Origin of the sequence: Actinotalea ferrariae CF5-4, assembly GCF_000603945.1 — a bacterium.
GTDB classification, from domain to species: Bacteria; Actinomycetota; Actinomycetes; order Actinomycetales; family Cellulomonadaceae; genus Actinotalea; species Actinotalea ferrariae.
Map to the genome: position 1 here is coordinate 1 of NZ_AXCW01000098.1, position 12,295 is coordinate 12,295.

Annotated in this window: 12 protein-coding genes and 1 tRNA gene; 8 read left to right on the top strand and 5 right to left on the bottom strand. The window is 74.4% G+C overall.

Going from position 1 to position 12,295, the window contains the following annotated elements; all coding sequences use genetic code 11:
• The first annotated feature begins 87 nt into the window (after window positions 1-87).
• The 5 genes from N866_RS10345 to N866_RS10365 all read left to right on the top strand — a co-directional run bounded on the left by N866_RS10345 (window position 88) and on the right by N866_RS10365 (window position 4,315).
• Window positions 88-161, top strand: a tRNA-Leu gene (locus N866_RS10345).
• A gap of 211 nt (window positions 162-372) precedes the next feature.
• Entirely contained in the window at window positions 373-1,194 is an 822-nt protein-coding gene (locus N866_RS10350) for a Bax inhibitor-1/YccA family protein (RefSeq protein ID WP_034226094.1), read from the top strand.
• 156 nt (window positions 1,195-1,350) lie between these two features.
• Window positions 1,351-2,808, top strand: a complete 1,458-nt coding sequence (locus N866_RS10355; RefSeq protein WP_034226096.1) for a cystathionine beta-synthase — start codon at window positions 1,351-1,353, stop codon at window positions 2,806-2,808.
• Between the two features lie 16 nt (window positions 2,809-2,824).
• Window positions 2,825-3,820: an acetylxylan esterase gene (locus N866_RS10360; RefSeq protein WP_034226098.1), complete on the top strand. Its 996-nt coding sequence runs from the start codon at window positions 2,825-2,827 to the stop codon at window positions 3,818-3,820.
• A gap of 87 nt (window positions 3,821-3,907) precedes the next feature.
• Window positions 3,908-4,315 (top strand): FKBP-type peptidyl-prolyl cis-trans isomerase, encoded by a 408-nt coding sequence (locus tag N866_RS10365; RefSeq protein WP_034226100.1) that lies wholly within the window; start codon window positions 3,908-3,910, stop codon window positions 4,313-4,315.
• Between the two features lie 73 nt (window positions 4,316-4,388).
• On the opposite strand, the gene N866_RS10370 is transcribed toward N866_RS10365, so the two are convergent.
• Genes N866_RS10370 through N866_RS10385 form a run of 4 tightly spaced genes read right to left on the bottom strand, consistent with a single transcriptional unit; the run spans window position 4,389 to window position 8,386 of the window.
• Window positions 4,389-5,159 (bottom strand): response regulator, encoded by a 771-nt coding sequence (locus tag N866_RS10370; RefSeq protein ID WP_081802545.1) that lies wholly within the window; start codon window positions 5,157-5,159, stop codon window positions 4,389-4,391.
• Window positions 5,156-6,481, bottom strand: coding sequence for a sensor histidine kinase (locus N866_RS10375; protein ID WP_052022862.1), 1,326 nt, complete (start codon window positions 6,479-6,481; stop codon window positions 5,156-5,158). The genes N866_RS10370 and N866_RS10375 overlap by 4 nt, the downstream gene beginning before the upstream one ends.
• A gap of 40 nt (window positions 6,482-6,521) precedes the next feature.
• Window positions 6,522-7,388: an ABC transporter permease subunit gene (locus N866_RS10380; protein WP_034226101.1), complete on the bottom strand. Its 867-nt coding sequence runs from the start codon at window positions 7,386-7,388 to the stop codon at window positions 6,522-6,524.
• Window positions 7,385-8,386: an ABC transporter ATP-binding protein gene (locus N866_RS10385; protein WP_052022866.1), complete on the bottom strand. Its 1,002-nt coding sequence runs from the start codon at window positions 8,384-8,386 to the stop codon at window positions 7,385-7,387. Before N866_RS10385 ends, N866_RS10380 begins: the two co-directional genes overlap by 4 nt.
• A 219-nt stretch (window positions 8,387-8,605) precedes the next feature.
• Between N866_RS10385 and N866_RS10390 the strand changes: the two genes are divergently transcribed.
• Window positions 8,606-9,082, top strand: coding sequence for a hypothetical protein (locus N866_RS10390; RefSeq protein WP_216699431.1), 477 nt, complete (start codon window positions 8,606-8,608; stop codon window positions 9,080-9,082).
• Here N866_RS10390 and msrA read toward each other — a convergent pair.
• On the bottom strand, window positions 9,069-9,707 hold the full coding sequence (gene msrA, locus N866_RS10395) for a peptide-methionine (S)-S-oxide reductase MsrA (RefSeq protein ID WP_034226115.1): 639 nt from the start codon (window positions 9,705-9,707) through the stop codon (window positions 9,069-9,071). The genes N866_RS10390 and msrA overlap by 14 nt on opposite strands.
• A gap of 240 nt (window positions 9,708-9,947) precedes the next feature.
• Between msrA and N866_RS10400 the strand changes: the two genes are divergently transcribed.
• The gene (locus N866_RS10400) at window positions 9,948-11,156 is read left to right on the top strand and encodes a cystathionine gamma-synthase (RefSeq protein ID WP_034226103.1); all 1,209 of its coding nucleotides are present in this window, start codon (window positions 9,948-9,950) and stop codon (window positions 11,154-11,156) included.
• On the top strand, window positions 11,153-12,295 hold a 1,143-nt coding region (locus N866_RS10405; protein WP_052022869.1), incomplete at its 3' end, for an AI-2E family transporter. The genes N866_RS10400 and N866_RS10405, both read left to right, overlap by 4 nt.

The window sequence follows — 12,295 nt, forward strand, 5'->3', positions numbered from 1 at the left end:
GACCGGTGGATCAGGGCTGAGCCGGTGCCAGTCCGAGCCGCATCAGGCCGCCGACGACGGCGCTCCTGGCAGGATGGCGGGCGCGTCGCCCCCGTAGCCCAACCGGCAGAGGCAGCCGGCTTAAACCCGGTCCAGTGCGGGTTCGAACCCCGCCGGGGGCACGCCACGCCACGCCCGCCCCCGACGCCGCGCTCTGGTCGTGACGACGGGTCGGGACAGGGTGCCGGGAGCTGTGCCGGACGTCTGCCGGACGTCTCGGCCGGTGCGGGAACTCAGGCGGGGTCGGTGGCGTTCCCTAGGATGTAGTGAACGGCCAGCGACAAGTGTCCGCCCGCACCCCGCGGGTGGCAGCCGCCGCGACCAGGAGGATCCGTGTCCAACCCTGTCCTGAGCAACAACGCCGTCTTCGGCGAGCGCCGCGGCCGCGGGGCCGCGCAGGCCCCGTACGGGCAGCCGCAGACGAACCCCTACGGCGAGCCGCAGTACAGCCAGAGCGAGCTCGAGCAGATGTACGGGTCGCCGTCGGCGACGACGCGTGACACCGGGCGCCTCACCTACGACGACGTCATCGTCAAGACGGCCGGCCTGTTCGCCGTGCTGCTCGTCACCGGTGCCTTCACCTGGCTGATCGCGCCGCAGCTGTTCTTCGTCGGGATGATCGTCGGCCTGGTCCTCGGCCTGGTCAACGCGTTCAAGAAGAACCCCAGCCCGGCGCTGATCATCGCCTACGCCGCCGCCCAGGGCGTGTTCCTCGGTGGCATCAGCGCGATCTTCGAGGCGCAGTGGGAGGGCATCGTCATCCAGGCGGTCCTCGCCACGGTGTCGACGTTCGCGGCGTCCCTCGTGCTCTTCCGCTCCGGCAAGATCCGGGTCACCCCGAAGTTCACGCGCTGGCTCATCATCGCGATGGCCGGCTACCTGGTCTTCTCGCTGGTCAACTTCGGTCTCGTGATGTTCGGCGTGCTCGACGGCTTCGGCCTGCGCGAGGGCCCGCTGGGCATCCTCATCGGCCTCTTCGCGGTCGGCCTCGCGGCGTTCTCGCTGATCGTCGACTTCGACGCGATCAAGCGCGGCGTCGAGCAGGGCGCCCCGGCGAAGTTCGCCTGGACCGCCGCGTTCGGCCTCATGGTCACGCTGGTCTGGCTGTACGTCGAGTTCCTGCGCCTGCTCGCCATCCTGCGCGGCAGCGACTGACCTCGACGCCTTCCAGCCCCACCCCGAACCGCCCCGGTGCCCCGCACCGGGGCGGTTCGGCGTTCCCCGCCCCGGGCGGGACGGCGTGACGCAGCCGGGAGCGGCGTTGCCTAGAGTGGGCGCCGCAGACCACCCCTGCCCCGAGGAGCCACCACCGTGACGTACGCGCAGCACATCTCCGAGCTCGTCGGCGGCACGCCCCTGGTCCAGCTCACCTCGGTGGCCCGGGGCCTGGCCGCGACCGTGCTGGCCAAGGTGGAGTACTTCAACCCCGGCGGCTCGGTGAAGGACCGCATCGCGCTGAAGATGATCGAGGCCGCGGAGGCGTCGGGCGAGCTGCGTCCGGGCGGCACGATCGTCGAGCCGACGAGCGGGAACACGGGGGTCGGGCTCGCCCTCGTCGCGCAGCGCAAGGGGTACCGCTGCGTCTTCGTCTGCCCGGACAAGGTCTCCCAGGACAAGCGGGACGTCCTGGCCGCGTACGGCGCCGAGGTGGTCGTGACGCCGACCGCGGTCCACCCCGAGGACCCGCGGTCCTACTACTCCGTCTCGGACCGGCTGGCCGCGGAGATCCCGGGCGGCTGGAAGCCGAACCAGTACTTCAACGTCAACGGCCCGGCGAGCCACTACGAGTCCACCGGCCCGGAGATCTGGCGCGACACCGACGGCACGGTGTCCCACCTCGTCGTCGGTGTCGGCACCGGCGGGACCATCACCGGCACGGGCCGGTACCTCAAGGACGTCAGCGCCCAGCGCTCCGGTCAGGACGGCGGACGCGTGCGCGTCGTCGGCGCGGACCCGGCGGGCTCGGTCTACTCCGGCGGCGACGGGCGTCCGTACCTCGTCGAGGGCGTGGGCGAGGACTTCTGGCCCGGCGCCTACGACCCGTCGGTGCCGGACGAGATCATCGCCGTCACGGACGCCGAGTCCTTCGACATGACGCGTCGCCTCGCCCGCGAGGAGGGGCTCCTGGTGGGCGGCTCCTGCGGCATGGCCGTCGTCGCCGCGCTGCGGCTCGCCGAGCGGCTGGAGCAGGAGGACCCCGAGGCGGCCGCCCGGGCCACGATCGTGGTGATCCTGCCCGACGGCGGCCGTGGCTACATGTCCAAGATCTTCTCCGACCGCTGGATGCAGCAGCACGGCTTCCTCGCGGAGGACGACGGCGCCGCAGACGCGGAGGGGCACGACGCCGCCGGGCAGGGGACGGTGGCCGCCGCGTCGGTCCGCGCGGTCGCCGACGCCGTCCTCGCGCGCCGGGGCGGCGCCTTCCCGCACGTCCGCGCCGAGCAGTCTGTCGCCGAGGCCGTCGCGGCGCTGCGGGAGCACGGCCTGCCCGCGCTGCCCGTCGTCACCGCCCCGGCGCCGGTCCGGCTCGGTGAGGTGGCGGGCTCGGTCAGCGAGCGCGGTCTGCTCCGGCTCCTCGCCGACGGCGGCGCACCGACCGACCCCGTCGCCGACCACCTGGAGCCCGCCCTGCCGCTCGTCGGCCACGGGCAGTCGCTCGCGTCGCTGCGGGCGGCGCTCACCGAGGACGACGTCGTCGTCGTCACCGCGGACGGGAACCCGGTGACCGTCGTGGCGCGCGGGGACGTCCTCGCCGGCGTGACCACCTGACCCCCGAGGAGATGCCGTGCCCCTGATCGACCTGCCCGTCGAGGACCTCCGCCGCTACCGCGCGCCGCTGACCGAGCCCGACGGCCTCGAGGACTTCTGGTCCCGGACGCTCGAGGAGACCCGGGCCCACGACCTCGCCCTGCGGGCGGAGCGGGTCGACGTCGGCCTGCCGCTCGTCGAGGTCCTGGACGTGACCTTCGCGGGGTTCGGCGGGCACCCGATCAAGGCGTGGCTCACCCGACCCGCCGGGGCGACGGAGGACCTGCCGGTCGTCGTGGAGTACCTCGGCTACGGCGGGGGTCGCGGCCTGCCCCACGAGCACACCCTGTGGGCCGCCGCCGGGTACGCGCACCTGGTCATGGACACCCGCGGCCAGGGCAGCGGATGGGGCTCGGGCGGCGCCACGGCGGACCCGGTCGGCGCGGGCAACGCGACGCCGGGGGTGATGACGCGGGGGATCGAGGACCCCCACGACCACTACTACCGCCGGCTCTTCACCGACGGCGTCCGCGCGGTCGAGGCGGCGCGGGCGCTCGACGGCGTCGACGCGTCGCGCGTGGCGGTCAAGGGCATCAGCCAGGGCGGAGGGATCGCCCTCGCGGTCGCCGGCCTCGTGCCGGACCTGGTCGCCGTGATGCCCGACGTGCCGTTCCTGTGCCACGTCCGGCGGGCGCTCGACGTCACCGACGCCTTCCCCTACCAGGAGCTGGCGGTGTACCTGTCGGTGCACCGCGAGCGGGTGGAGACCGTCCTGCGGACCTTCGACCACTTCGACGGCCTGCACCTGGCGCGGCGCGCTACGGCACCGGCGCTGTTCTCCGTCGCGCTGCGCGACCGCACCTGCCCGCCGTCGACCGTCTACGCGGCGCACAACCACTACGGCGAGCTGACCGCCGAGCGGACGGGCACGCGGCCGACGGCGGAGATGGTCGAGTACCCGTTCAACCAGCACGAGGGCGGGCAGCAGCACCAGCTCGCCCGACAGCTGCGCTGGTTCGCCGACCGGATCTGACTGCGACAGGTCCCGTCGCGCCGGATGCGGCACGATGGTCGTCGGCCGTGCGGTGACCGCACGGTGAACCGACACGAGAGGCGACCCATGCCCGAGAACCTGCCCACCGCGTCCGGCTCCTTCGGGGACAAGCCCGTCCTGACCTTCCCCGACACCCCGGCGCCGCACGACCTCGCCGTCCAGGTCCTGCACCAGGGCTCCGGCGACACGGTCGAGGCCGGGGACGACATCGAGGTCAACTACTACGGCCAGGTGTGGGGTGGCCGGATGTTCGACAACAGCTACGACCGCGGCTCGTCGATCTCCTTCGGCATCGGCGTCGGCCAGGTCATCGCCGGCTGGGACGAGGGTCTCGTCGGCAAGCAGGTCGGCTCGCGGGTGCTGCTGTCCATCCCGCCGCACCTGGGCTACGGCGACCGCGGCATGCCCGCCGCGGGCATCGGCGGCACCGACACCCTCGTCTTCGTGGTCGACGTCGTCGGCACGCGCCACTGACCCACGCGCCGGACGACGGCCCGGACCCTGCGGGGTCCGGGCCGCCGTCGGTCCCCGGCCCGGCCCTGGTCGCTCAGGTGCCGACGAGCCCCGTCTCGTACGCCAGGACCACCGCCTGGACCCGGTCCCGCACGCCGAGCTTGGCGAGGATGCGGCCCACGTGCGTCTTCACCGTCGCCTCGGACAGGACGAACCGTGCGGCGACCTCGGCGTTGGACAGACCCTCGGCGACGGCGCGGAGCACCTCGAGCTCCCGGGGCGTCAGGCCGGCCAGGCGCGGGTCGGTGCCCCCCGGGCCGTCGTCGCCCGGCTGGGGCGCGGCCGGCAGGCGGTCGGCGAACATCTCCAGCATCCGCCGGGTGACCCGCGGGGAGACCACGGCGTCACCCGAGGCGACCGCCCGGATCGCGGCCACCAGCTCCGCGGGGCGGGCGTCCTTGAGGAGGAAGCCGCTGGCGCCGGCGCGCAGGGCGGCGAAGGCGTACTCGTCGAGGTCGAAGGTCGTGAGGATGAGCACCCGCGTGCCGGGGTGGTCCGCGACGATCCGCTCGGTGGCGTCGATCCCGTTCATCCCGGGCATCCGGACGTCCATGAGGACGACGTCGGGCCGCAGCGCGGCCACCTGGGTGAGCGCAGCCCGCCCGTCGCCCGCCTCGCCGACCACCTCGAGGTCGTCCTCCGCGTCGAGCACCAACGAGAAGCCCATGCGCAGGAGCGCCTGGTCGTCCACGAGCAGCACGCGGACGCGGGGCCGTGCTCCCGCGGTCGTGGCGTGTCCGACCGCGTCCTCGCCGGTCCCGCCCCGGCCGTTCGCTCCCTGACCGTTCGTGCCCTGACCCGTCATGCCCGCTCCCCTTCCGCCGTCCCCGCGGTGCCGTCCCACGGGAGCCGTGCCGTGACCCGCCATCCCGTGCCGTGCGGGCCGGCGGTGACGCCGCCCCCGTAGACCGCTGCCCGCTCCCGCATGCCGATGAGCCCCTGGCCGGCGCCCCCGGTCTCGCCGCCCGGGAGGGTGGCGCCGTCGTCGGTCACCTCGATGACCACGCCGTCGTCGTCCCGCCCGAGCACCACGTCGACGACCTCCGCGCCCGGCGCGTGGCGCAGGGCGTTGGTGAGCGACTCCTGGACGATCCGGAACACCGCGAGCTGCAGGCCGGCGTCGTCGGGCAACGGGGTGGAGAGCCCGGTCGTCCGGACGGGCAGGCCCGCGGTGCGGAAACGCTCCACGAGGCCCTCGAGGTCCACCGCGCCGGGCTGCGGCTCCAGCGGGGTGCCGACGTCCTGCAGGACGCCGAGAATGCGGCGCATGTCCGCCAGCGCCGACCGCCCGGTCCCCGCGAGCTCGTCCAGCGCCGCGCGCGAGCGGTCCGGCGACCGCTCCAGGGCGGCGGACGCGCCGTCGGCCAGGGCGATCATCACCGACAGGCTGTGCGCGACGACGTCGTGCATCTCCCGGGCGATCCGTGTCCGCTGGCCCGCCAGCGCGAGCTCCGCCTGCCGGTCGCGCTCGCGGGCCAGGGCGTTGGCCCGCTCGACGAGGTCCAGCAGGTGCAGCCGCCGGTTGCGCACGCTGATGCCCACGGACATGGCGCCGAGAGCGAGGACGAGCACCCCGGTCACCTCCGCCCACCGCGCCTCGGGGGACAGCGGGGCGTCCTCCACGAGTACCGTCGGGTCGCCGACGGCGAGGATCGTGCCGCTCACGATGCCGAAGGTCACGGCCGCGACCGGCCAGGCCACGCGGGCCGGCCGCAGCGACGCGACGGCGTACAGGGCGAACGCGAGGGCGAAGTCGAAGCCCGTGAGGGCGGCCGCGACGACCGACGTCACCGCGGCCAGGACGGCGGTCGCGAGCGCGACGAGGACGGGGGCGCGACGCCGCAGCGCGAGGGTCGCGGCGCCGGCCACGACCAGTGCGACCGTGGGGCCGACGGCCCGGCCGGGCTGCGGGTCGGCCACGGCGATACCCAGGCTCGGCACCGCGAACCACGCCACGACGAAGGCGTCCATCGCCCGCGGGTGGCGCAGGAAGAAGCGCCGGACCCGTCCGGCGCGCTGCGCGCCCTGGAGCGTGAACGGCAGGCCCGGCGCCGGGGGCGTCGCGGACGGCCCCGGCGACGCGGCGGGCACCGTGGAGGGCCCGCGCGCGTCGCCGGTGGTGCTCATGCGATCACTCTCCCAGGCGCCGAGGGGCGCTCGGGGCGCCTCAGGCGTCGCGCCGGCGCAGCAGCACCGCCGCGGCGCCCAGGAGGACCACGACCCAGGCCACCATGACGCCGTAGCCCTGCCAGGGCGTGAGCACGGCGCCCTCGCTCATGGTGTCGATCATGGTGAGCATCGTCTCGTCGTACATGATCCGCGCACCCGCCGTGGCCGGGAGGAAGGGGCTCACGACCTCGAAGAGGCGCAGCGGGACGAGCATGAACACGTTCTCGACGACGAGCAGCAGCCCGACGACGGTCGCGATCGCGCCGGCGGAGCTGCGCAGGAGCGCACCGAAGCCCAGGCCCAGCAGCGCCACGGCCACGAGGTACAGCGGCAGGCCGAGCGCCATCCGGAGGGTCTCGCCGTCGGACAGGTCCAGCGTGGCGCCCAGCGCGTCGTGGAAGGGCAGCGTCGTGACGTAGGACAGGGCCATCGACACCAGGCTCACCACGAGGGTGACGGCCGCCAGGACGATCGCCTTGGCCGCGAGGGTCGGCAGCCGGCGCGGCACCGCGGCGAAGGACGACCGGACCATCCCCGTCGTGTACTCCGTCGTCACGGTCAACACCCCGAGCACGGCCACGACGAGCTGGGCCATCGTGACACCGGAGGACAGGAGCGTGACGACGCTCGTCGTGCCCGGCCCGCCCTGCGCCTCGGCCGGGGCCATCGACATGCCCCAGGCGATGAGGGTGTTGATCCCGACCATCGCCACCACGGTGACGAGGATCGTCCAGACGGTCGAGCGGACGGTCCGGAACTTGATCCACTCGGCGGCGACGACGCGCGGGAACGTCACCGGGTGGACGGTCGTGCGCCCGGGCCGCGCGGAGGCGGTGCCGGGGACGGTGGGGGCCAGGGTGGTCATCGCAGTGCGCCTTCGGTCGTCGGCGCGGTCGCGCCGGAGGAGAGGGTGGGCTCGGGTGCGCCGGCCGCGGCGAGCGCGGGGCGTCCGGCGGCGGACGGGTCGGCGTGGAACTCGACGTCGTCCGCGGTGAGCTGGAGGTACGCGTCCTCGAGCGAGCCGTGGACGGGCGTGAGCTCGTGCAGCGCGATGCCGGCCGCGGCCGCGGCGTCGCCGATCGCCGGGGCGGTGCCGCCGGTCACCTCGAGCAGGCCGAGCTCGGTGGACGTCACGGCGAGGCCCTGGCGCCGCAGGAGCTCCTCGAGCGCCGAGGCCTGCGGGCTGCGCACGCGCACGGTGGTGCCCGCGGCGAGCCCGACGATCTCCTGGACCGGTGCGTCCGCGAGGAGTCGACCCCGCCCGACGACGACGACGTGGTCCGCCGTGACGGCCATCTCGCTCATGAGGTGGCTGGACAGGAAGACGGTGCGGCCCTGACCCGCGAGGTACTTCACGAGGTTCCGCACCCACAGGACGCCCTCGGGGTCCAGGCCGTTGACGGGCTCGTCGAGGATGAGGGTCGCCGGGTCGCCGAGCATCGCCGAGGCGATGCCGAGGCGCTGGCCCATGCCGAGGGAGAAGCCGCCGACCCGCTTGCGGGCGACCGGGCCGAGGCCCGTCATCTCGATGACCTCGTCGACGCGCCGTCGGCCGATGCCGTGGGTCGCCGCCATGGCGAGCAGGTGGTTCTGGGCCGTCCTGCCGGTGTGGACCGCCTTGGCGTCCAGCAGCGCGCCGACCTCCTGCAGCGGCGCGCGGTGCTCGGCGTAGCGCCGGCCGTTGACGGTCACCGTGCCGGCCGTGGGCCGGTCCAGGCCGACGACCATGCGCATCGTCGTGGACTTCCCGGCCCCGTTCGGGCCGAGGAAGCCGGTGACCTTCCCCGGCTGGACCGTGAACGTCATGCCGTCCACCGCGGTCTTCGAGCCGTACCTCTTGGTCAGGCCCTGGGCCTCGATCATGTGTGTCCCCTCCTCTGGTTCGACGTCTCGAACCTACGGACGGGCGTGCCGGCGAGGGACCCCCTGGGGACGTAACCTCACGCCCCGAGCCCGTACCTCTGGAGGATGATCGGGTCCCTCTCGGGACGGGGGAGGGGCGACCTGAGGACGTCAGGCTCAGCGCAGGCGGCGCGCCGGGTGGCACCATGGCCGACGCTCCGGCTTCGGAAGGGAACCCCTGTGCACGACAGCGCTCCGCGGACGATCGGGTTCCGGGTGGACCGGGACGACGGGCGGACCGAGGTGGAGCCCGTCGTCGGTGGCACGCCGCTGCGTGACCTCGTCGCCGCCTTCGAGCGAGAGGAGGGGCACGAGCCGGCCGGGGGGTACGCCGGCCTGGTCCTCGAGCACTTCGACTTCGGCGACCTGGCTGCGTACCTCGTCGGACGGGACCCGCGTCAGTGGCCCCGGCCGGGACGGCTGTGGCTCCTCGCGTGCGACTGCGGCGAGGTCGGGTGCTGGCCGCTCGAGGCGTCGGTGACCGCGGACGCGGACGACGTGACCTGGTCGGACTTCCGCCAGCCGCACCGCCCCGAGCGGCGGTACGACGGCTTCGGTCCGTTCACGTTCTCTCGCGGGGAGTACGCGGCCGCAGTCGCGGAGGCGCTGCGGGTCCTCGGCGACGGCGGCTCCTCCAGCGGGCTCAGCCGGGGATAGGGCAGGCGACGCCGGTGGCGTGAACGGGGCAGTAGCCGTTCGGGACCTTGTGCAGGTACTGCTGGTGGTAGTCCTCGGCGTACCAGAAGGGGCCGGCCTCCTGCGCGGGCCGGATCTCCGTGGTGATGTCCCCGTAGCCGTTCCGGCGCAGCTCGGGGGCGTAGAGCTCGCGGGTGGTGCGGGCCAGCTCGGCCTGCTCCGGCGTCGTCGTGTAGACCGCGGAGCGGTACTGGGTGCCGACGTCGTTGCCCTGCCGGAACCCCTGCGTCGGGTCGTGCAGCGTCCAGAAGTGCCGCAGCAGCTCGGCGGTCGGCAGGCGCTGCGGGTCGTAGGCCACGAGGACCGCCTCGGTGTGGCCGGTCAGCGCCGAGCAGACCTCGTCGTACGTCGGGTTCTCGGTGTACCCGCCCTGGTAGCCGGCGGCGGTCGTGACGACCCCGGGCAGCTGCCACATCTCCTTCTCGGCACCCCAGAAGCAGCCCATCGCCAGGTAGAGCACCTGGGTGCCCTCCGGCCACGGGCCCCGCAGCGGGGTGCCCAGGACGGCGTGCGTCTCCGGGACCGTGAAGACGGGCTCCGGGCGGCCCTTGAGCGCGCGCTCCGGGGTGACCATGGTCGTGCGCATCGTCGATCCGAACAGCGATCCGAACACGGGGCGTTCCCTCCTGCAGGGGTCGGTCGGGCGTCGTACGGGTGAACGCCCGACGGCGGCCTCCCTGTTCCCTCGCGTGCCGCCGGGCGGGCGCGCACGAGGGCGCGGGCGGAGGTGTGCGCCGTGGTGCGCGCAGTGGCGTGCGCGGTGGCGTGCGCGGTGGCGCGCGCGGTGGGTGCGCCAGGTGTCGGCGGCGACCTCTAGCCTGGGCGCGTGACCTCATCGACGCCGCACGACTGGACCGACGCCGGGTTCGCCACCCGGGCCATCCACGCGGGCCAGGACCCCGACGTCGCGACGGGTGCCGTCGTCCCGCCCATCTACCAGGTCTCCACCTACAAGCAGGACGGTGTCGGCGGCCTGCGGGGCGGCTACGAGTACTCGCGCTCGGCGAACCCGACCCGGACCGCGCTGGAGGAGGCCCTGGCCGCGGCCGAGCGCGGCGCCCGCGGCTTCGCCTTCGCCTCCGGCCTCGCGGCGGAGGACACGCTGCTGCGCGCCGTGCTGCGCCCGGGCGACCACATGGTGGTGCCGGACGACGCGTACGGCGGCAGCTACCGGCTCGTCGCGCGGGTCTTCGGGCCGTGGGGCGTCGACCACACGGCCGTCGACCTCACGGACCTCGACGCCGTCGCCGCGGCGATCGAGCCGGGCCGGACGAAGGTGGTCTGGGTCGAGACGCCGACCAACCCGCTCCTGGGCGTCAGCGACATCGCGGCGATCGCGGCGCTCGCCGGGGCGGCCGGCGCCGTCCTCGTGGTCGACAACACCTTCGCCACGCCCTACCTGCAGCAGCCGCTCGCGCTCGGCGCGGACGTCGTCGTGCACTCCACGACCAAGTACATCGGGGGGCACAGCGACGTCGTCGGCGGGGCGCTCGTCGTCCGCGACGGCGCCCAGCTGCCCGTGGGCCTGGAGGGTCCGACGGGCTCCGCCGACCTCGCCGCGGCGGTCGCCTTCCACCAGAACGCCTCCGGCGCGGTCGCGGGGCCGTTCGACGCCTGGCTGACGCTGCGGGGCCTGCGCACGCTGGCCGTGCGGATGGACCGGCACTGCGCGAACGCCGAGGCCGTGGCGCGCTTCCTCGAGGGCCACCCGGCCGTCCACCAGGTCATCTACCCGGGGCTGGCCTCGCACGCCGGCCACGAGCTCGCAGCGCGGCAGATGTCCGGCTTCGGGGGCATGGTCTCCTTCCGGGTCGGCAGCCGGGAACAGGCCCTGGAGGTGTGCGCGCGGACCCGCGTGTTCACGCTCGCGGAGTCCCTCGGTGGCGTGGAGTCGCTCATCGAGCACCCCGGGCAGATGACGCACGCCTCCGTGGCCGGGTCCCCGCTCGAGGTGCCGGACGACCTCGTGCGGCTCTCGGTGGGCATCGAGGACGTGGCGGACCTGGTCGCGGACCTGGGCCAGGCCCTCGCATGACCGTCCCCACCGGGGGAGGGCCGGCGGAGCGGCCGGTCCTCGACTCGGTGCCGCGGTCGGTCCAGGTCGCCGCGGCATGGTCGTGGCGCCTCCTCCTCATCGCCGTCGCCGTCGCGGTCCTCGCGCTGGGCCTCTCGGTGGGCAAGGTCATCTGGGTCCCCGTCGTCATCGCGCTCCTGCTGACCGTGCTCCTGCACCCGGTCGCCGAGTGGCTCGTCCGCACGGCGCGCGTGCCGCGGGTCCTCGCCGCCGCGGTCTGCGTGGTGGGCCTCGTCGGGCTCGTGGGCGGCCTGCTCACCGTGGTGGGTCGCCAGCTCGCCATGGGCTTCGGCGAGCTGTACGGCCAGGCCCAGGAGGGCTTCTCCGCGCTGCTGGTCTACCTGGCCGACAGCCCGCTGGGCGTGGAGACCGCGCAGATCGAGGCCTACATCGCCGAGGCGCAGAGCCAGATCCAGGCGAACAGCTCGACCCTCGTCTCCGGCGCGCTGGCGGTCACCACGACCGTCGGGAGCGTCCTGGCGGGCGCCGTCATCTCGGTGTTCGTCCTGCTGTTCTTCCTCAAGGACGGGCCCATGATCGGCGCCTGGCTCGTCCGGCTCCTGCCGGTCAGCGCCCGCCACCGCACCTGGGAGGCCTCGCGCCGCGGCCTGGTGACGCTCTCCTCGTACGTCCGTGCGCAGATCCTCGTCGCCTTCGTCGACGCGGTGGGCATCGGGCTGGGCGCGGCGATCCTGGGCCTCCCGCTCGTGGTCCCCCTGACGGTCCTGGTGTTCCTCGCGTCGTTCGTCCCGTTCGTCGGCGCCATCGCCACCGGAGCGATCGCCGTCCTCGTCGCCCTGGTCGACCAGGGCCCGGGTGCCGCGCTGGCGATGCTCGTCATCGTGCTGGCGGTGCAGCAGCTCGAGGGGAACGTCCTGCAGCCGCTGCTGCTCGGCCACGCCGTCTCCCTGCACCCGGTCGCGGTGCTCCTCGCGGTCACGGCCGGCTCGCTCACGGCGGGGATCCTCGGCGCGCTGCTCGCGGTGCCGCTGGCCGCGACGATCAACACGGTCGTCCTCTACCTGCACGGCCGGGACAAGTTCCCCCGCCTCGGCCTCGACCCGGACGGCCTCGACGACCGGCTGGACCGGCTCGCCGGG

Excerpts from the sequence above, each read along its gene's own strand:
- N866_RS10365 (WP_034226100.1), top strand. The coding sequence starts at position 3,908 with ATGCCCGAGAACCTGCCCACCGCGTCCGGCTCCTTCGGGGACAAGCCC.
- N866_RS10370 (WP_081802545.1), bottom strand. The coding sequence starts at position 5,159 with ATGACGGGTCAGGGCACGAACGGTCAGGGAGCGAACGGCCGGGGCGGG.
- N866_RS10375 (WP_052022862.1), bottom strand. The coding sequence starts at position 6,481 with ATGAGCACCACCGGCGACGCGCGCGGGCCCTCCACGGTGCCCGCCGCG.
- N866_RS10380 (WP_034226101.1), bottom strand. The coding sequence starts at position 7,388 with ATGACCACCCTGGCCCCCACCGTCCCCGGCACCGCCTCCGCGCGGCCC.
- N866_RS10385 (WP_052022866.1), bottom strand. The coding sequence starts at position 8,386 with ATGATCGAGGCCCAGGGCCTGACCAAGAGGTACGGCTCGAAGACCGCG.
- msrA (WP_034226115.1), bottom strand. The coding sequence starts at position 9,707 with ATGCGCACGACCATGGTCACCCCGGAGCGCGCGCTCAAGGGCCGCCCG.